9 protein-coding genes are annotated in these 20,371 nt (G+C 68.5%); 5 read left to right on the plus strand and 4 right to left on the minus strand.

Annotation, left to right across the window (positions count from 1 at the left end):
• Nucleotides 1–39: 39 nt before the first annotated feature.
• Together aceB and AB0F43_RS10290 are read left to right on the plus strand one after the other, a co-directional pair.
• Complete coding sequence (aceB, locus tag AB0F43_RS10285; protein ID WP_360473460.1) at nt 40–1,605, plus strand: malate synthase A; 1,566 nt, start codon at nt 40–42, stop codon at nt 1,603–1,605.
• Between the two features lie 37 nt (nt 1,606–1,642).
• Nucleotides 1,643–1,867: a hypothetical protein gene (locus tag AB0F43_RS10290; protein WP_360473462.1), complete on the plus strand. Its 225-nt coding sequence runs from the start codon at nt 1,643–1,645 to the stop codon at nt 1,865–1,867.
• Between the two features lie 44 nt (nt 1,868–1,911).
• On the opposite strand, the gene AB0F43_RS10295 is transcribed toward AB0F43_RS10290, so the two are convergent.
• Both AB0F43_RS10295 and AB0F43_RS10300 read right to left on the minus strand, forming a co-directional pair.
• Entirely contained in the window at nt 1,912–2,568 is a 657-nt protein-coding gene (locus tag AB0F43_RS10295) for a Rid family hydrolase (protein WP_360473464.1), read from the minus strand.
• Nucleotides 2,565–4,148: a flavin monoamine oxidase family protein gene (locus AB0F43_RS10300; protein ID WP_360473466.1), complete on the minus strand. Its 1,584-nt coding sequence runs from the start codon at nt 4,146–4,148 to the stop codon at nt 2,565–2,567. Before AB0F43_RS10300 ends, AB0F43_RS10295 begins: the two co-directional genes overlap by 4 nt.
• Nucleotides 4,149–4,473: 325 nt before the next feature.
• Between AB0F43_RS10300 and AB0F43_RS10305 the strand changes: the two genes are divergently transcribed.
• Nucleotides 4,474–6,147, plus strand: a complete 1,674-nt coding sequence (locus AB0F43_RS10305; protein ID WP_360473468.1) for an alpha-amylase family protein — start codon at nt 4,474–4,476, stop codon at nt 6,145–6,147.
• A gap of 47 nt (nt 6,148–6,194) precedes the next feature.
• Here AB0F43_RS10305 and AB0F43_RS10310 read toward each other — a convergent pair whose 3' ends face one another.
• Both AB0F43_RS10310 and AB0F43_RS10315 read right to left on the minus strand, forming a co-directional pair.
• On the minus strand, nt 6,195–7,139 hold the full coding sequence (locus AB0F43_RS10310) for a zinc metalloprotease (RefSeq protein WP_360473470.1): 945 nt from the start codon (nt 7,137–7,139) through the stop codon (nt 6,195–6,197).
• 106 nt (nt 7,140–7,245) lie between these two features.
• Nucleotides 7,246–9,378: a glycosyltransferase gene (locus tag AB0F43_RS10315; RefSeq protein WP_360473472.1), complete on the minus strand. Its 2,133-nt coding sequence runs from the start codon at nt 9,376–9,378 to the stop codon at nt 7,246–7,248.
• 3 nt (nt 9,379–9,381) lie between these two features.
• Here AB0F43_RS10315 and AB0F43_RS10320 point away from each other — a divergent pair, with 3 nt between their 5' ends.
• Together AB0F43_RS10320 and AB0F43_RS10325 are read left to right on the plus strand one after the other, a co-directional pair.
• Nucleotides 9,382–9,639: a hypothetical protein gene (locus tag AB0F43_RS10320; RefSeq protein WP_360473474.1), complete on the plus strand. Its 258-nt coding sequence runs from the start codon at nt 9,382–9,384 to the stop codon at nt 9,637–9,639.
• Between the two features lie 492 nt (nt 9,640–10,131).
• A complete protein-coding gene (locus tag AB0F43_RS10325) occupies nt 10,132–20,304 on the plus strand; it encodes a calcium-binding protein (RefSeq protein WP_360473476.1) in 10,173 nt (3,390 codons plus the stop codon).
• Nucleotides 20,305–20,371: the final 67 nt, after the last annotated feature.

The following is a 20,371-nucleotide window of genomic DNA, read 5'->3' on the forward strand; positions in this document are numbered from 1 at the left end:
GTAGGCCGGATTCCCGATCACGATGCTAAGGAGCCTCCTGTGCCAGTCGACGTCACCGGGCCGATGAACGAGCGGTACGACGAGATCCTGACCGAGCGCGCTCTCGGGCTGATCGAGACGTTGCACCGGGCGTACGGCGAGCGGCGGCTGGAGCTGCTCGAGCGTCGCCGGGAGCGGGTCGCGGAGATCGCCGGCGGGGCCTCGCTGGGCTTCCTGCCGGAGACGAAGGACGTGCGCGACGACCCGGATTGGCGGGTCGCCCCGGCGGCACCCGGGCTGGTCGACCGACGGGTGGAGATCACCGGGCCGACCGACCGGAAGATGACCATCAACGCGCTGAACTCCGGCGCCAAGGTGTGGCTGGCCGACCAGGAGGACGCGAACACGCCGCTGTGGGAGAACGTGATCGGCGGCCAGCTCAACCTGCTCGACGCGATCACCCGGCAGATCGACTTCAGCACCGGGACCAAGAGCTACGCCCTGAAGCCGGACGACGAGCTGGCCACCATCGTGGTCCGGCCGCGGGGCTGGCACCTGCCGGAGAAGCACCTCCAGGTGGACGGTGCGGCGGTGTCCGGCTCGCTGGTCGACTTCGCGCTGTATCTCGCCGCCTGTGGGCAACTGCAGCTCGACCGCGGCCAGGGACCGTACTTCTACCTGCCGAAGATGGAGTCGCACCTCGAGGCCCGGCTCTGGAACGACGTGTTCGTCACCGCGCAGGAGTATCTCGGCATCCCGCGCGGCACCATCCGGGCGACGGTGCTGATCGAGACCTACCCGGCCGCGTTCGAGATGGAGGAGATCCTCTACGAGCTGCGTGAACACTCGGCCGGGCTGAACGCGGGCCGCTGGGACTACATGTTCAGTGTGATCAAGACGCACCGGACCCGCGGCACCGACTTCCAGCTGCCGGACCGCAACAGCGTCACCATGACGGTCCCGTTCATGCGCGCGTACACCGACCTGCTGGTCCGCACCTGCCACAAGCGCGGCGCGCACGCGATCGGCGGGATGGCGGCGTTCATCCCGAGCAAGGATCCGGCGGTGAACGAGCAGGCGTTCGCGAAGGTCGAGGCGGACAAGCGGCGCGAGGCCGGTGACGGGTTCGACGGGTCGTGGGTCGCGCATCCTGGCATGGTCGAGACCTGCCGGGCCGTCTTCGACTCGGTGCTCGGCGACCGGCCCAACCAGTTGGACAAGCTCCGCGAGGATGTCCAGGTCACCGCGGACCAGTTGCTCGACGTCGCGTCCACTCCCGGCGAGGTGACCGAGGCCGGTCTGCGCAGCAACGTCAGCGTCGCGATCCAGTACCTGGCCGCCTGGCTTGAAGGCACCGGCGCGGTCGGCATCTTCAACCTGATGGAGGACGCCGCCACCGCCGAGATCTCCCGCTCCCAGATCTGGCAGTGGCGGCAGAACGACGTCGTCCTGGACACCGGCGAGACCGTCACGACCGAGCTGGTCCAGCGGATCGTCGAAGAGGAGATCGCCAAGCTCGACGAGCCCGATCGCTACCGAGCCGCCCGCGACCTCTTCCTCGAGGTCGCCGTCGCGGACGACTACGTCGACTTCCTGACGCTGCTGGCGTACGAACGCATGTCTTGAGCGCGCGAGAAGTGGGCTGTGCGCCTAGGCTGCCAGCATGGCTAACGTCGTATTACGCGTTCGGCTCGTGAGCGGTGACCAGTTGGATGTCAGCTATGAGGAGTCTGCCGCGGTCGACGACGAGGACGTCGTCGAGCACGCCGTCTCGGCTCTTGCGGGCGACGACGGCATGCTTCGGTGCAGGCATGGCGACCGGCTTCTCGTGTTGTTCGCGCGGGGTGTCGCCACCGTGGAGATCGCGCCCCGGGGTGCGGTTCTGTAGCCACCACCGGATGCCCTGGCGGCCCACCAGGGCATCCGGGCGGTTCAAGGCGCCGGGTACGCCGCGTCGACCTCTACCTCGACGAGCCAGCCGGTGACCGGGAGGTTCTCGATCTCCAGGGCGAACCGGGACGGCCTGGCCTTGTTGACCACGAACGGTTTGGCGGGTGGCGCCGTACCGAGGGGGACAGGGACGTACTGACCTGTGGTCAGGTCGGTGTTGGCGAAGTACTGCCGGTAGGCGCGGTTCCAGCCGGCGAAGTCGGCGGTCGCGGCGCCGGCCGGGTTCTGCAGGAAGACGCGCATCGTGTAGACGTCGGCGTACGAGAGGCCCTGCGCCTGCAGGTTCTCGCCGATCCGCCGCAGCACGTTGATGCCCTGGGCCTCGGTGATGGTGACGCCGGCCGGCAGCGTCCCACCCGGGAAGACCGCGGTGTCGATGTACGACGCCTCGGAACCCGCCGGCGCCCCGGCGTTGAGTGCCGACGGGCCGAGTCCGCTGGTCTTGTAGACCGGGGTGTTGGCGCCGATGCCTACGCCGCTGGCGATCATCGGGTTGGACTGACCGGCGGGCAGCGCCGGTACGACGGTGCCGGGCCGTGGCGGCTTCGGCTTGTCCCACCATCCGGCGGCCGTTCCCGCGCCAACGCTGAAGGAGAGCGCGACCGCGGCCACGCCGCCGATCAAGGCTCGTTTCCTCATCGGCTCGTCACCACCCGGCTGTGCAGGGCGGTCACGGCCGCGCGGGCGGACACCATCGCGCCGTGTTGCCAGGCGATGGCGTGGGACAGGTGGTCGCCGGCGAAGTAGATGTTGCCGGTGGCCTCGAGCAGCCGGGCGTAGATCCCGTCGGTCTGTGACGGCCAGCTGACCCAGGCCGCTTCGGAGTACTTGGTCCCGGTCCAGTTCACCGAGAAGGCTGCCTTGACGTCCTTGCCGTACACGTCGCCGTGGATCTTGGTGCCCTGCAGCAGGGCTCGCTCCAGCCGTGCGGCGGGGCTCAGAGCGCCGTACACGTTGGCGTTCGCGCCGGTGTTGTAGTAACCGATCACCGTGCCGCGCTGGCCGTGGAAGCCGCTCGACGGATACCAGGTGTTGACCGTGTCGAGGTTGCTGTTGGTGATGCCGCCGTAGATCCGGTGGTCCTCCTCCCACCAGCGCCGGCCGTACTCGATGCCGATCTTGCCGGCGTTCGTCGGCCGGGCGTACTTCAGCGCCTCGATGATCGGGGCCGGCAGGTTCGATCTGACCTTCGCGGCCAGGTGCGGTGGCAGGGTGCAGATGGCGTAGTCCGCGGTGACTGTCCGGGTCCGCGACCCGGTCTGGTAGGTCACCTCGACGCCGGTGGTGGTGTTGCGCAGCCCGGTCACGTCGGCGTCGTACTGGATCTTCTCCCGGCCGATCGCCTTCTCGAACGCGTACGGGATCCGGTCCATCCCGCCGGCCGGCTGGAACATCATCATCGCCTGGTCCCAGCCGAACTCGAAGGAGAAGTAGTTGCCGACCCCGCTGGCGAACACGTCGCTCAGCGGGTAGGGCGTGCCCGTCGTACCGCCCTCCATTCCGGCGCCGGGTTCGACGTCGTACCCGCGGCGGCCGCCGGCGCCGGTGTAGGCGAAGCCGCCGGCCTTGTTCGCGATCGAGCCGAAGCCGGTCAGGAACCCGATCAGCGCCTCCTTGTCGGTGCCGGTGAGATAGCTGTCGAGGGCGCCCTGGTCGGTCGCCTTCGCCAGCATCTCGGAAACGTAGCCGTAGACGTCCGCCTTGGCGGTGCGGTGCCGGATCGGCTTGTTGGACAGGGCCGTTGCGCCTTCGCGGTACAGGTACGCGTCGGCGTTCTGGTTCACGAACGGTTCGATCGCGACGCCGAGCTCACGGCAGTAGTCGAGGGTCACGTGGTGCTGCGGGATGCGGGCGGGTCCGGCGTTCATGTACTGGCCGGGTGAGAACGCCGCCCGCTGGGTGTTCCCGGCCAGGTCGGTCTCCACGGTGCCGCCGCGGACCGTCCAGTTCCGGCCGCCAGGGCGATTACGGGCCTCGAGCAGGGTGACCTTGTACCCGGCCTTCAGCAGTTCGTACGCCGAGGTCAGTCCGGCGATACCGGCGCCGAGCACGACGATGTGCGCGCGGCTCCGGCCGTTCAGGTCGGCCCGCGTCGGGGCGGCGTACGCGGGAGTCTCGGCGACGCCGGCGAGCCCGAGCGCCGACATCGTGGAATACATGACCCCGGCGCCGCCGGTGATACCGACCTGCTGCAGGAACTGACGTCTGGTCTGCGCCATGCCTTCTCCTCACTGGGTTACCTGACCAGAAAGGTAAAGACCTGGTGTTTCTGCGCTGTGTCCGTTCGGTGAGGAGCTGACGCCGGTACTGACAGGTATGTTTCGGTTAACGAACCTGTCGAATCTCCGCTTGCAGTGTCCTCACGACAGGTGCTATTTCCGCGTAGACGCCTGGAGAACCACAGCAGCTCTTTTCAACATGGCGACGAACCTTACTCCACGTAAGCAGTCGATCACGCGGAGATCAGGACGACAGTCAACACGGCGAGTCCCTGTCCAACCAGTGGCCCGTGTATTTCATCGCGCCGTGGGGACCGGGAGGAGCATGAGGCTGACGGAGACCGCGGATGTCTGGTGGAAGAACGCAGTGGTGTACTGCCTCGATGTCGAGACCTTCTTCGACACCGACGGCGACGGGCGTGGTGATCTGCGCGGGGTGAGTCAGCGGATCGACCACCTGGCCGAGTTGGGCGTGACCTGCCTGTGGCTGATGCCGTTCTATCCGACGCCGGACCGCGACGACGGTTACGACATCACCGACTTCTACGGTGTCGACTCGCGGCTGGGGACACACGGTGACCTGGTCGAGTTGATCACGCTCGCGCAGGACCGCGGGATGCGGGTGATCGCCGACCTGGTCGTCAACCACACCTCCGACCAGCACCCGTGGTTCCGGAGCGCTCGGTCCTCGCGGCAGTCGCCGTACCGGAACTGGTACGTCTGGCGGGACGAGCCGCCGCCGGACGCGGACAAGGGCATCGTGTTCCCGGACCAGGAGCAGAGCCTCTGGGAGTACGACGAGGAGGCCGGGCAGTATTACCTGCACCGGTTCTACAAGCACCAGCCGGACCTCGACATCGCGAACCCGGAGGTGCGCGAGGAGATCATGCGGGTGATCGGCTTCTGGTTGCGGCTGGGGCTGTCCGGTTTCCGGGTCGACGCCGTACCGTTCCTGATCGACCCGACGGGGTCGCTGGAGGCGGCCGACCTGCCGGACCCGCACGACTACCTGCGTGACCTGCGGGCCTTCCTGTCCCGGCGCAGTGGTCAGGCGATGCTGCTCGGCGAGGTCAACCTGCCCTACAAGGAGACCCGGAGCTTCTTCGGTGACGAGGACGGCGACGAACTGACCATGTCGTTCGACTTCATCGCCATGCAGCGGATGTACCTGTCGCTGGCACGCAGTGACCCGGCCGAGCTGGTCAAGGCGTTGCGGGAGCGTCCGGACCCGCCGGAGGAGGCGCAATGGGGCACGTTCGTGCGCAACCACGACGAGCTCACGTTGGACAAGCTGTCCGACGAGGAGCGGCAGGAGGTGTTCGACGCCTTCGGGCCTGAGGAGCACATGCAGCTCTACGGCCGCGGTCTGCGCCGCCGGCTCCCGCCGATGCTCGGCAACGACCCGGCCCGGCTGAAGATGGTCTACAGCCTGCTCTTCTCGCTGCCCGGTACGCCGGTCCTGTTCTACGGCGAGGAGATCGGCATGGGCGAGAACCTCGCCGCGGAGGGGCGGAACGCGGTCCGGACCCCAATGCAGTGGACGGCCGATGCGAACGGTGGCTTCTCGACCGCGGATCCGAACGACCTCCCCGCACCGGTCACCGAGGGCGAGTACGGCCCGGAGCACGTCAACGTCGCGGCCCAGCGACGGGACCCCGAGTCACTGCTGAACTGGATCAAGCTGCTCACCCGGCGCTACCGCGAGTGCCCCGAACTCTCCTGGGGCGACTGCACCATCCTCGAGCCGGAGTCGCCGTCCGTGTTCGCGCATCGCTCGGACCACGAGGACGGCACCATCGTCGCCGTCCACAACTTCGCCGGCGAACCCGCTCGCGCGACCCTCGCGGTAGCCGGCGCGGGCGTCGGCGTCCAAGCGGTCGATCTGCTGGTCGACGGTACGGTGGACGTCCGCGAGGACGGCGTACTCGAACTCGACCTGGAGCCCTACGGCGCCCGCTGGCTGCGCATCATCCGGCCGGGCGACCGCTACATCGTGTAAAGGTGGCCACCCCGGCCACGCATGCCGGGGTGACCACGTCTACGAGCCTAAGCCCTGTAAGCGGTCCACATGTTGCTGATGCGGGTGCTCTGGCCAGGAGTGAACTGGTTGTAGCAGGAGTCGTACGAGTAGTCCATGTAGTTGTGGATCGGGTCGAGGCCCGGCAGCGAGCAGGAGTCGCGGCCCTCCGGGCAGCCGTTGGTGGAGCTGCTCTGCGCCGGGGTGTCCGTGACCTCGTCGTTCGTGCTCGTGCAACCGCCCTGGAACGTGTGGTACAGCCCGAACCAGTGGCCGGCCTCGTGGGTCGCGGTCTCGCCCAGGTTGTAGTTGGCGATACCGCCGCCCGGCAGCGAGTCGTAGTGCACCCGGATGCCGTCCACACCGGGGTTGCGGCTGTAGTCCCACGGGAACGTGGCGATGCCGAGGTAGGCGAAGTCGACCAGCCAGATGTTCAGCGCGTTCGCACCGCCCTTGCGGGTCTGCTTGCGGTACGTGCTGCTCTGCTTGTCCTTGTGCCAGTTGTTGTTGTTGTAGCGGAACGTCCCGGCCAGCGTGAAGGTGAAGCCGGTGTTCGCCGCGGCTGACGACTCCTGGCCGCCGAACGTCTTGTTCAGTACCGCCATCTGCTGCGAGATCTGGGTGTCGGTGACGTCACCGTTGCCGGCCGCGTCGCGCATCACGTGGAAGTACACCGGTACGTTCGCGGCCGCGAGCGCACCCTGCGGTACGGCGATGCCACGGGCGGCCTTTGCCTTCAGCAACTGTGCGGTCCGGGCCTCGATCGCCTTCTGTTCGGCGGCCGACACCTCGCGCGTGTCCGGACCGTGGCCACCCCTGGCCGACGCACCGGCCGGTGGCACGAAGCAGTCCGCCGACGGCAGCTGGTCGACCGGGAGCTTGGCGGTCGCCTGACCGCCCAGCGGGCTGAAGGTGAGCGCCGTACCGGCCAGCAGGACCGCCAAGGCGCGGGGACGGGTGATGAAAGATCGCATGAGAGCGTCCTCCGGGGTCGGGCCGCTGGGCGGGCGGCCGGTTGCCCGGCATCTTCCGCAACAACCTCCCTTCTCCGGAAGCGATCACCAGTGATTTTCCGGTGGTCTAGGGAAAACCTTCGGTCCGCGCGGGGGCGTGCAGACTTCCGTAGCGTTCCATTCTTTGCCAGCGGAGGCGGGAGCCGGCCAGTGCGGTGAAGACGGACTGGATGACGACGAGGTACATGAGTTGCCGGTAGACGAACTGCTGCAGCGGCAGCGTCCACAGCGGACCGGCCCGCTCGCCGTCCAGGTGGAAGGCATAGCGGCCCATGGCGAACTGCAGCGCCAGGAAGCCCAGCCAGACGAGGCCCACCCGCAGCGGATCGAGGAAGAGCAGTCCGTAGATGGCGAACACGTCGACCACCGGCGCCAGGAGTGGCAGCAGCACCTGGAAGAGCAGGAGGTAGGTCAGGCCGCGCCGGCCGAGCTTGCCGGCCTGCCCCCGCTGGGCCCAAGCCCCACGGTGTTTCCACATCGCCTGCAACGTCCCGTAGCACCAGCGGTACCGCTGCCGCCACAGTGCACCCAGTGACGCCGGTGCCTCGGTCCACGCGACCGCCCGCTCCTCGTAGACCACCCGCCACCCGTCCCGGCACAGGGCCATCGTCAGGTCGGTGTCCTCCGCCAGGGTCACGTCACTGAGCCCGCCGATGCGCTCCAGCGCCGTACGACGGAAGCCGCCGATCGCACCGGGGACGGTCGGCATGCACTCGGCCAGGTCGAACAGCCGCCGGTCCAGGTTGAAGCCGACCACGTACTCGATGTGCTGCCAGCGACCCAGCAGCCCGCGCCGGTTGCCGACCTTGGCGTTGCCCGACACCGCACCGACGGACGGATCCGCGAAGGGCTGCACCAGCATGCGGACGGCGTCCGGCTCGAACACCGTGTCGCCGTCCACCATCACGATCAGGTCGAAGTGCGCCGCCTGCAGCCCGGTGTTGAGGGCGACCGGTTTGCCCGCGTTCGGCTGCCGGATCACGCGGACGCCGGGGATCCGCATCGCCTCGACGATGTCCGCCGTACCGTCGGTCGAACCGTCGTCGACGACGATCACCTCGATCGGGTGGTCCGACGCGACCAGCGACCGGATGGCCGCCTCGATCCCGGCGCTCTCGTTGTACGCCGGCACGATCACGCTGACCGGTTCCGTGACCGGATCGCCCCACGACCAGTCCCGCTGCCGCGCGTGACGCCGGGCCGCGACGACAGTCGTCAGCGCACGAAGCACGCTGAGCCCGCCGGCGGCGTACAGGAACCAGGTCAGCAGGGTCAGCACGCTGTCACTGATCCGCAGCGCCCAGATGGCTGCCAGGCCTCGCCCACGCTCGACCAGGCTGGCCTTGTGCACGGGCTGCGGCAGCCCCACCGCGTCGCTCACCGTCGCGAACTTGAACTCACGTGCCTTCAACGTCGGAATCAGCTTGGCCAGCGCGGCAATGGTCTCACTCCGATCGCCACCCGCGTCGTGCATCAGCAGGACCTGACCCGCCGTACCCCGCGGCATCGAGTTCGCGATGACCTTCGCGGTTCCCGGGCGTCGCCAGTCCTCGCTGTCCTGAGTGCTCAGCACGGTCAGGTACCCGGCCTGCCGGGCCGCCTCGATCGAGGTCCAGTCCGCGTCGGTCAGCGCGTTCGCTTCGGACGAGTACGGCGGTCGCAGCAGCGGCGTGCTGAGCCCGGTCGCACCGGCCAGGATCAGCTGGCTCTGCCGCAGTTCGAGCGATCGGCGCCAGCCGGCCGCCGTACTCAGATTCGCATGGGTGAAGGTGTGCACGCCGATTTGGTGGCCCTCAGCAACAATTCGGCGAGCCAGCTCCGGGTGGGCGGCGACCTCGGTGCCGACGACGAAGAACGTCGCCTTGACCCGCTGGGCCTTGAGCAGGTCGAGCACCTTCGGGGTCCAGACCGGATCCGGGCCGTCGTCGAAGGTTAGCGCGATGGTCCGCGCGGCGGGCCGCACCGAGCGGACGTCGGCCGGCCGGGCGTCGATCACCGGACCGCCGTCGACGACCTTCCGCGGTACGGCGCCGTCCGGACCCTCGGCCGTGACCGCACCGTCAGGCTCGGTGCCGAACATGTGATGCGTGTAGCCGTGCAGGACCAGCATGCTGGACAAGCAGACGAGCAGCATGGTCAGCACGACCCAGTGGGTGCGCAGCGGCACAGGCTTCGCGCGTCGCGCGACCGGACGAGTCACGGCTTGGCAGGCGACTTCGTCCGGCCAGGCGGCACGGTCGGCTTGTTACTCGGGTGCACCGTCGTCGGCTTACCGGGGGGAGTGCTGGGCGACCCGGTGGTCGGGGTGCTCGGTGCAACGGTGGTCGGTACGACGGTCGGCGTGGCGGACGGCGTACGCGTGGCCGAGGTGCTGGTCGGAGTCGAGGTCGGGGTCGGTGTGCTGGTCGGCTCGTTCTCGCGACCCGCTGTCGGTGTCACCGCACTGGGCCGGACCGACTGAATCGCGGCCGGACCCGGCGTGATGACCGGTCGAGGAGCGGGCTTGGCCGCCTCGGGCAGCGGAACCAGCGGAGTGTCCAGGCTCGGTCCGCCGAGCAGGCTGCTGACCAGCAGAATCAGATAGCCGGCAGCGGGGACCGCGAGAATCGCGCCGGCACGGCGGATGGCGCGATGACGGCGCCCGGTCGAGTCCAGAAAAACCGGTCGCCGGGAGGAGGGCGACTTCACAAGCGCGGGATCTTACCTGCCCCGCCCGCATCACCACACCGCCCACCACCTATTCCGAGATGCGTCAAACGCTTGTACTACAAGGCTTTTCGCCTCCGCATCGACACGTGGCAGCAGGTGAGCCGAGCATGCGTTTGCACGAAAGGGCACCCGAAGTGTTGTCAAGGTGACTGTCTGTCATCTACCTTTCTCGTCAGCGGCCAGGAGGTCTCCCACTGCGCAACCGAGGGGGGAGCGCGGGCCTGGGGCCGCGGGGGTGGGAACCATGGGGATGGTCCGTCGTGCTCGCATGCTCGTCCACTCGCGGTTGACAGCGGTTGTCGCCGCCTTCAGTCTGCTGATCGGCCTGATCGTCTACACGCCACTCCCGGCCCGCGCGGCCGTGGCCGGCGTCGATGATCTCCTTGCCACCCTCGGCTCCAACGGCGAGGCGAACAGCCTGGCCGCCTGGACCTCGGGGCTCGCTTCGGTCGACAAGCTCGGTGAGCAACTGCCGCTGGTCGGCGCGAGTCCCGGCGGTCTGCTCGGGCTGAACGACCTGGTCGGCAAGGCGATCGCGGACGAGCTGAAGACCGCGACCGACTTCGGCGATCTCGAGGTCGATCAGCCGATCACCATCGACGGTGGCCGCAGCGGCCGGCTCGAGACCTCGGTGAGCGATGTCGGCGAGGGCAAGAAGCTCGACATCCTCGCCACCGTCGACCGGACCGTGACCGGCCAGGACCTGCGGGTCACCAGCGCCTCGCCCAAGGTCGAGCTGGCGGTGTCCGACGGCGTCACCGTGGCGCTCACGTCGCGGTTCGCGCTCAGCCTGGTCTGGACCGGCCTCGCTGACGACAAGGTCTACCTGGTCCGCTCGAACACCACGCCGCGCCTCGACGTGGACGCGCACGCGAGCATCGACAGCGCCGCCGCCCAGGCCGCGATCGGGATCCTGGGCGTCTCGCTGGCCGGCTCGACGCTCGACCTGGACGCGCACTTCGCCGGCACGGTCAGCGACCCGGACAACGACGGCAAGCTCTTCTTCGCCGACAACGGGGAGCTGGCTCAGCAGGGCTCGCTGGACGGGTTGTTCAGCGTCGGTCTGGACCCGCAGGGCTCGCTGCCGATCGACGACTCCGACGCCGGCTCCCGTGGATCTGTCCACGCCACCTTCCAGCTGGGCGCCGCCGCGGCCGGGATCCCCGCCGCGCTGCCGAGTGAGATCAGTACGACGGTCAAGGTCGACTGGAACGACATCGGAACCGGGGCCCCGGTCGTCACCGCGCCTGATCTCGCGGCCACCGTCGGCCGGTTCCAGAACATGAGCCTGCAGGACCTCGCCGAGGGCCTCGCCCAGGTGATCGCGACGCTGACCGCCGTGCAGAAGGCCAAGTTCGACCCCGACAAGGACGGCCCGTTGCCGACCGTCGGCGACCTGGACCTGCCGTTCATGAAGGGCACCCTGGCCGACGCGATCCAGGTGAACAAGGTGCTCAAGGACTTCCTCGGGAAGAACACCGTGCCCGCACCGGGCCAGCCCGGCTACGTCCAGGGCACCGATCCGGCCCAGTACGGCAAGCCGACCTTCACCTCGTTGCAGGACCTGCTGAAGAAACTCGACACCGCGACCGGCATCGACCTGAGCAACCTGGTCTGGGACGCGACGACCAGCAAGCTCGCACTCACCCTGAACATGAGCGAGACGAGCGCGCAGACAGACCTCGATCCGATCAGCATCGAGGCCTCCGGCAAGGTCGCGACGTACGACACGAACACGCTCACGGTCCAGGGCGCCGGGTGGTCGGAGAACCAATGGGCCGGCCGCCGGGTGGTCGCCGGGACCTCTGCCGGCGAGGTGGCGAGCAACGACGCGAGCACGATCAAGCTGAAGACGGACTGGATCGGCGGCAAGCCCGACAAGGACACGCCGTACGTGATCACCGGCTCCGAGCCGCACGTCGGCGCGGTCAGCTTCGCGAACCGGATCGGCCAGGACAAGCGCGGTATCGAGAATGCGAACGCGGACCAGACCTTCGCCAAGGTGACGCCGTCGTTCACCGCCGCGCTGACCTTGGTGCTGGACCTGCAGGACCCGAAGACGGGTAACGACTGCATCGGGTTCCTCGGCAGCACGCAGGCCTGCCCGTTCACCCAGCACAACGGTCCACTGGACACCGTCGTACCGTCGCTGCCGCTGAACACCGATCGGATGCTGATCCGGACCGGATCGGCGCTGTTCTCCGCCGACTTCCCGATCGAGACCGCGGTCGACCTGACCGCGAACGCCGGCTTCTTCAAGGTGAAGCTGGACGGTCAGCTGAAGGTCTGCAACTCGTCCCTCGCCGAGACCTGCGCCTCCGGTGCGCCGACCGGGCACATGGTCAGCGTCGGCCTCAAGCAGCAAGGCGACGCTCAGCACGACCTGCGGATCTCCGAACTCTTCAAACAACTCGTCGACGCGCCCGCCGCACTGCTGGACGTGGACGTGAACGTCCGCGCGTACGGCGACATGACCGTCAGCGTGCCGGATGCCGAGCAGTTCCTGCCCGCGGGATCGACCACGACCTTCAAGGCGAAGTGGACCGACCTCACCGCTCCGGAGACGCTGTCGCTCGACACCGGTGACCTGACCGAGATCTTCCGGCTCGACTTCGACGAGAACGACCCCAAAGCGCTGTTCACAGCGCTGATCAAGACCCTGCAGACGCTGTCCAAGGAACTCGCCAAGGCGAACCCGGGTGCCGGTTCGGGTGTCTACGACAAGGAGATCCCCGGGCTGGGCAAGTCGTTGCGTGACCTGCTGGTCAGCGACGAGTCGAACGCCGGCGCCGGCGTCGAGTACGGCGCGAACACGCTGACCGACAAGACGCGCACGGAGGACCACGAGCTGTTCCCGCCGACCCTGGTGGGCCGGTCGATCGTGGTCGGTTCGCAGGTCGCGATCGTGGACTCGGTCTCGGCGGACGGTAAGACGCTGACCATGACCAAGCCGTGGGCACCGGAGCCCGCGGACGGAACGGCGTACATGATGAGGGCGGCGCTCGACGACGCCACCGACCGGCTGCTCGCGAAGACGCCGGGCAGCATCCAGGACGCGGTCGGGTTGCTGAACGCGGCGCTCGGTGCGAACAGCAGCGTGAAGTTCCGCTACCTGGAGAAGAACAACGAACCGCACCTGGTGCTCGACCTCGACTGGCAGCGGAAGTACCGCGCGGCGTCGGCGGTGAAGCTGTCGCTGGGTTCGCTGAACGGCGCCGACCAGACCTTCGCCGGCGCGCAGGCGAGCGGGCTGGCCCAGGTGGATGTCAACGGCCGGGTGAAGGTCGGCCTGGTGCTTCCGCTCAAGGCGAGTGACGGACCGGTCGACGCGGCGGCGCTGCAGGTACTGGAGGACTCGTCGATCAGCATCGGTGCCAAGGCGAAGCTGGACAACGGCGTCATCCAAGGTGTGGTCGGGCCGCTGTCCATCGCGTTGGGCAACCCGGCCGCCGGCGCACCCGCCACGGAAAAGGCGCAGGCCAACGCGGACCTGAGCATCGCGCTCGCGAAGTCCGGCGCGGCCGTGGACACGCCGGTGTCGTTCAGCGACTTCCTCGGCGCGGTCGGCGTGAACTTCAACGCCACCAACGGAACAGTCTCCTGTGGAGAGACGATCACCACGCCGCTGATGGTCTGCGGCAACCTGCCGATCTACCTGAACAACACCGGCACCGAAGCGGGGTGGACCCCGATCGGCACCATAGCGCTGCGTGTCCCGGATTCGGACGACCCGGCCGACCTGCTCGACCTGGACGACAACCTGCCCGCGCCTGACGACACCTTGAAGGAGCTGCAGGTCCCCGACAATCTGGACGACCAGCTGGCCGCGGCGCTGCTCGACTTCAGCAACTTCGGTGACGGCATCGAGGGTTACCTGGCCGCTGTGGAGCAGGCGTTCCGTACGGCGAGCCTGCAGGGCAAGTTGCCGTTGGTCGGTGACGACCTGCAGCAGGGGGCCAACTTCATCGGTGACCTGCGGGCGAAACTGCGGGCGTCGATCTGGAACGAGCTCCCGGGCGGAGGCCGGCCCGCCAACTCCAAAGAGTTCGCGGACTTCATCAACGGCAAGTTGGCGACCGCGCTCGCCGAGGTGCAGATCGCGGCCACGGACATCAGCGTCACCTTCGAATGTGCCGAGGCGCTCGAGATCTGCCCGCTCGACAAGATCACTGGTGCGTACCTCGACTTCACCGCCCAGCGCGGCAAGATCGTTCCGGGCCAGGGATGTGTGAACGACGGCGCGCCGAAGCCGTGCCACACCACGAACATCCCGCTGGACATCGGCATCCCGGGCCTCGCGTTGCGGCAGGGCAAGGACGGCACCGACGGAATCAGCGTGGCCGCCGGCTTCGCGCTGCACTTCCGGCTCGGGCTGACCAAGAACGACGGGTTCTTCATCAACACCCACGACGGCTGGGGGCCGGACAACAAGGCGCGGCCGGAGCTCCAGGTCGGACTGGCGTTCGACCTGCCGGACACGATGGTTGCCGAGCTCGCGTTCATCAAGATCAACGTCGACAAGGCGAAGGGCGGGGAGCACGACGAGACCGTGCCGTTGTTCGCCGGGACGTTCCAGGTCGACCTGAAGGCGCCCGGCGACGGCGACTGCCGCAAGGGTGACGAGGGCGACGCCTGCAACCCGACAGACGCGAAGATCAAGTTCGCCGACCTGGGCAACACCGAGGGTCTGTTCGGCGTCTCGATCAAGGGCGACTTCCTGCTCGACTGGATCATCCAGGCCGAGGTGGGCGCACCGGAGGACGAGAAGTCCGCGTTCCCCGGCGTACGGGCGAACTTCCTGCTGAAGTGGTCGTTCGACAACGAGGCCCCGGATCAGGCGAAGCAGATGCCGACCATCGCCTTCCGGGACGTCGGCATCAGTGCCGGTAGCTTCTTCGAGGAGCTGCTCGGTGACGTGGTGAAGGAGATGAAGCGGGTCACCGGTCCCTTGCAGCCGGTCATGGACACGCTGTACGCGCCGATCCCGGTGCTGTCCGATCTGAGCCGGATGGCCGGTGGCGACGACGTCACGCTGATGACGCTGGCGAAGACGTTCAGCACGCTGGCCGACGGGCCGAAGCTGGAGTTCGTCGACAAGATCAAGGCGATCATCGAGTTCATCAACCGACTGCCGAGCTGCACGCCGGAGGATCCGAACGACTGTTACGTGCCACTGGGTGAGTTCTGGATCTCCGGTGAGAAAGCGCTGAACACCAGCAACTCGCCGACGACCGCTGACAAGATGTACGAAACGGTCAAGGCGAAGTCCGAGACCGAGGTCAAGTCCGCGCTGAACGAGAGCAACGACAACCCGGACGCGAAGGACCACAAGGTCTTCGGCGGTGTGGGGCTGGCGGCGGATGACGGCGACGCGGAGAAGTCCGGGTTCAGCTTCCCGATCCTGGTGGAGCCGGCCAAGGCGTTCAACCTGCTGATGGGTGGCGACGTCACGCTGGTCGAGTTCGACTCCGGCCCGCTCACCCTGGGCTTCAGCTGGCGGCAGTCGTTCGGGCCGGTGTACGCGCCGCCGCCGGTGTTCGTCACGCTGGCGGGCTCGGCGTCGGTGAGCCTGCACATCGTCGCCGGCCTGGACACCTACGGCATCCGCAAGGCGGTCGAGGCCCAGCAGGACGGTGCGCCGGTCAAGGCGGTCGACGTCCTCGACGGGCTGTTCTTCAAGACCGTCGACAAGGACGGCGCGCCGCTGCCCGTCGTCGAGCTCACCGGTGAGATCGCGGCCGGTGCCGCCGTCAGTGCGCTGATCATCACGGTCGGCATCGAGGGCGGCCTGCGGTTGACCATCGGGTTCTCCTGGAACGATCCGAACAAGGACGGCAAGTTCCGGGTCAGCGAGTTCCTGCACGCGGCGCTGAACAACCCGCTCTGCCTGTTCACGGTCAGCGGACGGCTGTCGCTGTTCCTGCGCGTCTACATCACCATCGGCGTCAGCATCTTCTCGGTCTCGTTCAGCTTCACGCTCGCCGACGTGACACTGCTCGACTTCTCGGTGGCACCCGACTGTTCACCACCACCGCCGAAACTCGGTGGCACGACCGGTGACACGTTGGTCGTGTTCGCCGGGAAGTTCGGCAAGAACGGCCAGCGCGGCGAGCCCTGGACCAATGACGCCGAACCGATCGAGAAGGACACGGTCAAGGTGATCTCGCTGCACTATGCGCAGACGAAGACCGACCCGACCGGTGCCGACGGCGCCTTCGACGGCTTCGCGGTGGAGATGCTCGGCGAGCGCCGTGAGTACCTCGACCCGAACCTGAAGCGGGTCGTGGTGGACGGCGAGGACTACACCAAGCCGATGGTCGTCACGTTCATCGGCGACGGCAAGAAGGAGACCGACGGCAACGCGGGCAAGACGCCGGCCGTCTTCGACAAGGACGCCGTCGTGATCGGCGGCAAGGCGGCCGACGTGATCACCACCGGGCGCGGTCTGTCGTACGTCGACGGCCGCGGCGGTGACGACATCATCGTCACCGGTGACACCGGTGGGGCGGACTCGAAGGCCGTGGTCGCCGGTGGCGCCGGCAAGGACACCATCACGGTCGGCAACGGTGATGACACGGTCGCCGGTGACGCCTCCCTCGGGAACGTCCGGCGAGAACAGACCGACGTCACGTACAACGAGCAGGACGGCGGCGGCACCACGAAGCTGGCCGGTGTCTTCGATTGGACGAAGCTGACGAGCGTCGACCCGACCACACTGGCCGAAGACGACCAGCCGGCCGACGCCCAGGTGCCGGACGACGACACCATCGGTCTCGGCCTGGGCACGAACAAGGCGCGTGGCAACGCGGGCAAGGACAAGCTCGCGGTCGCGGCCGACGCGCCGGACGGATCCAGGAAGGCCGGCGTCAATACCCTGATCGGCGACGGCGGCAGCGACCGGCTCACCGGTGGCTCCAACGCCGACCGGATCTTCACCGCGGCCGAGGGTCAGTTCGGCGTCGACGCGGCCGGACTGGACGACGTGGACCCGGGCAACAAGCCGGCGACCAACGTGGTCGACACCGGGACCGGGAACGACCAGGTCTGGGGCAGCAACGCGATCGAGACGGTGACCAGTCACTCGCTGGGTGACCAGGGTGCGACGATTCGCGGTGGCGGCGGCAACGACGTCCTCACCGGTGGATACGGCACCGACGCGGTGTACGGCGGTCCGGACCACGACTACGTGATCGCGGAACCGGCCCTGGTCGGCGACGACAGCGGGAAGGACGACAAGGTCGGGGACGTGAACTTCGGGCCGTTCCGCCAGGTCGAGGTACAGCCGCTGCCCGAGGGTGTGCAGTCCAACCCGAAGACGCTCGTCGGCGGTCTGGGCAACGACCACATCTACGGCGGCGACGGTCCGGCCACGGTCTTCGGTGACAAGCGCATCGACGCGGAGAAGTGCGTCACCGGTACGCCGGTGACCTCCGATCCGGTGGACCAGAGCACCAATGCGGCTCTCGGCGACGGCAACGACCGGATCCTCGGCGGTGCGGGCGTCGACACGGTGTCCGCCGGTGGCGCGGACGACCTGGCCGAGGTTGCTGGAGGCAACGACCTCGTGTGCGGCCAGCAGGGGAAGGACACCCTGCGCGGTGGTGCCGATGTCGACCAGCTGTGGGGTGGTTCGGAGGCCGACGTGCTGTACGGCGACGCCGGAGCGGACCAGGTCTTCGGCAACGCCGGCGACGACACCGAGTACGGCGGCCTCGACCCCGACGTCGTCGAGGGCAACAACGGCAAGGACTGGCTGACCGGTGGCGGGGGCGGTGACGTGATGTACGGCGGGACCCGTGCGGCGGGCCGTACCGACACCGGTGACGATGACCTGTACGGCGACCTGGGCAACGACCGGCTGATCGGTGACAACGGCACCGTCGGCGCCCTCGCCGTACCGGTCGACCTCGATGGCGAGACCCCGGCCGCGGGTACGGGTGACCGCATCCGCGGTGGTGACGGTGACGACACGGCGTACGGCGGGCTCGGCAGTGACATCGTCGACGGGAACGGCCACGACGATCACCTGGAGGGCAACAACGCCTCCGACGTGGTGCACGGCAACGCCGGTGAGGACGCCATCGCCGGTGGTTCGTTCGAGCAGGCTTCGGCCGGCATCGGACGACCGGACGCGGGGGACCTGCTGTTCGGTGACGAGGGGCCGGACCTGCTGACCGGTGACAACGCGGTCCTCACCCGGACCCCGGATCCGGCGGCGACCACCCCGGTGACCCGGCAGCGTGGTTTCGCGCTCGGCCATGTGGTCGCGCTGCTCGACCTCGGGCTGACGCCGGTGGCGAACACCTCCGGCAACGACCAGATGTCGGGTGGCGACGGTCAGGACGTCCTCTACGGCCAAGGCGGCGAGGACCGGGCCAAGGGCGACGGTGACGACGACTACGTCGAGGGCGGTCAGGCCAGTGACTGGATCGAAGGCGATCTGGCCGACGACGACCTGGTCGGTGGCAGCTCCACCCCGCTGAACGGCTCGACAGGTCAGCAGGACACCGCGGACGCCATCTTCGGTGGTCCGGGAGACGATGTGGTCACCGGTGACAACGGCGCCGTACTGCGGCCGGCGGCTGGGCAGACGCCGACTCGGGCAACCGTCCGGCTCGGCAGCGAGGCCGGTACGCCGATGGCACCGCGGATCGTGAACCGTTACGACCTCGCGGCGCTGCCGCCGGCAGACCGGTTCGGCGCGGACCGGGTGTCGGGTGGTGACGGCGTGGACGTGCTCTACGGTCAGGACGGCGGGGACTTCCTCTCCGGCGGTGCCCGCGCCGACTACGTCGAGGGCAACGGCGGGGCGGATGTGGTCCGGGGTGACCTGTCACTGGCCGGCGACTCGCCGTTCACCACCGTGCAGCCGCTCCCGGACCCGGGCTGGCCCGGTACGGCGAGTGCGGCCGCCCTGCTGGAGGGTGCGACCGCACCCGACGGGCAGGACGACCTGATCGGCGGCAGCTCCGCGAAGGGGTTCCGGGACACCGGCGACACGATCGAGGCCGACGGCGCGGACGACGTCGTACTCGGTGACAACGGCTCGCTGCTGCGGACAGTCACCGGTGCGACCGAGCGGGTCTACGCGGACCGCTATCCGAACGGGACGCCACCGGCGGACGCGACCGTGGCCCGGACGCACGATCCGGACCTCGGTGACCCGAGCCCGCGGTTCTGCACCGAAGCGCAGGCGACGTGTGAGGTGGCCGGGGCGTTCGGCGCCGACACCCTGTACGGCGAAGCCGGTGACGACGGTGTGTGGGGCCAGGACGGGAACGACACGATCTTCGGCGGGCAGGACGACGACGACCTGTACGGCGAGCTCGGTGACGACACCGTCTTCGGTGAGGCCGGCGAGGACGCGATCCTCGGCGACCGGGGCGGCGTGGTGAACCAGTACCTGGACACCGGTGACACCCCGGCCCAGTTCACCTTCACGATGACCACGCCGCCGGCCGAGACGTACGTCGGGTTCCGGCGTACGGCGTACGACCGGCGGGTCGACCTGGAGCACGACGTCGACGGGGACCTGTGGATCGGTGCCTCAACCGCCGCGGAGATGCCGCACGACGGCATCACCGAGGGCGGCCGGGACAGGCTCCGGGGCGGCTCGGGCGCGGACAACCTCCACGCCGGGTACGGCGACGACCTCGCCAACGGTGACAGCGGCGGCGACCAGGTGTTCGGCGCCGACGGTGAGGACGTGCTGTGGGGCGGCAAGGGCTGTGACCCAGTCCTCGACGCCGCAACGGCGGACTGCCTGAAGAACGGCGTGTTCGACCCCGACGCCCGCGGGACGAACGACCGGTACGTGGACCACATCTTCGGCGGCGTCGGTGAGTCGGACGCGGCCGAGCAGGATGTGTCCGGGTCGGACCTGCTCGACTTCAACCCGCGGGGTGCCTTCCCCGGCAACTGTGCACCCGGCGACTGGCCGGTCACGACGGCGGGGGTCACCGTCGACCCGTGCCTGTGGTTCCAGTTGACCGGCAAGGACGACGACACGGCCGACCCGGCGACGCTGCGGAACAACAACCATCACCAGGGCACGGACTGGATCTACGGCGGCTGGGACCGCGACGTGATGCAGGCCGACGTGGCCGAGAACGGGCCGAACCCGGGTGACCGGCTGATCGACTGGAACGGCGCGTACAACCTGTACACCCACTGCAACCCGGCGTACGGCGGGTTCAACGACGTCCGGCAGCACTCGCCGGCGATGCACCAGTTCCTGACGTCGGTGGCGTGGGGCTCGGGGGCCGGGCGGTCTGCGACCGACGTGACGACGGCCGGGACGTCGGCGTACCGGGAGCTCGCCTTCGCCTACAACCCCGACTACAACTCCCACGCGGTCGGACCGGCGTACCCGGGTACGCCGGGGCACTTCGACGACCCGGTGGCCTGTTCCGACTGAGTTGATCGAACCGGTGCGCTGGACCGCTCAGACAAGCGGTCCGGCGCACCGGAGTGAACTCTCGGGA

This window comes from Kribbella sp. NPDC023972 (assembly GCF_040639075.1).
Classification (GTDB): Bacteria; Actinomycetota; Actinomycetes; order Propionibacteriales; family Kribbellaceae; genus Kribbella.

Excerpts from the sequence above, each read along its gene's own strand:
- AB0F43_RS10290 (WP_360473462.1), top strand. The coding sequence starts at position 1,643 with ATGGCTAACGTCGTATTACGCGTTCGGCTCGTGAGCGGTGACCAGTTG.
- AB0F43_RS10295 (WP_360473464.1), bottom strand. The coding sequence starts at position 2,568 with ATGAGGAAACGAGCCTTGATCGGCGGCGTGGCCGCGGTCGCGCTCTCC.
- AB0F43_RS10300 (WP_360473466.1), bottom strand. The coding sequence starts at position 4,148 with ATGGCGCAGACCAGACGTCAGTTCCTGCAGCAGGTCGGTATCACCGGC.
- AB0F43_RS10305 (WP_360473468.1), top strand. The coding sequence starts at position 4,474 with ATGAGGCTGACGGAGACCGCGGATGTCTGGTGGAAGAACGCAGTGGTG.
- AB0F43_RS10310 (WP_360473470.1), bottom strand. The coding sequence starts at position 7,139 with ATGCGATCTTTCATCACCCGTCCCCGCGCCTTGGCGGTCCTGCTGGCC.
- AB0F43_RS10325 (WP_360473476.1), top strand. The coding sequence starts at position 10,132 with ATGGGGATGGTCCGTCGTGCTCGCATGCTCGTCCACTCGCGGTTGACA.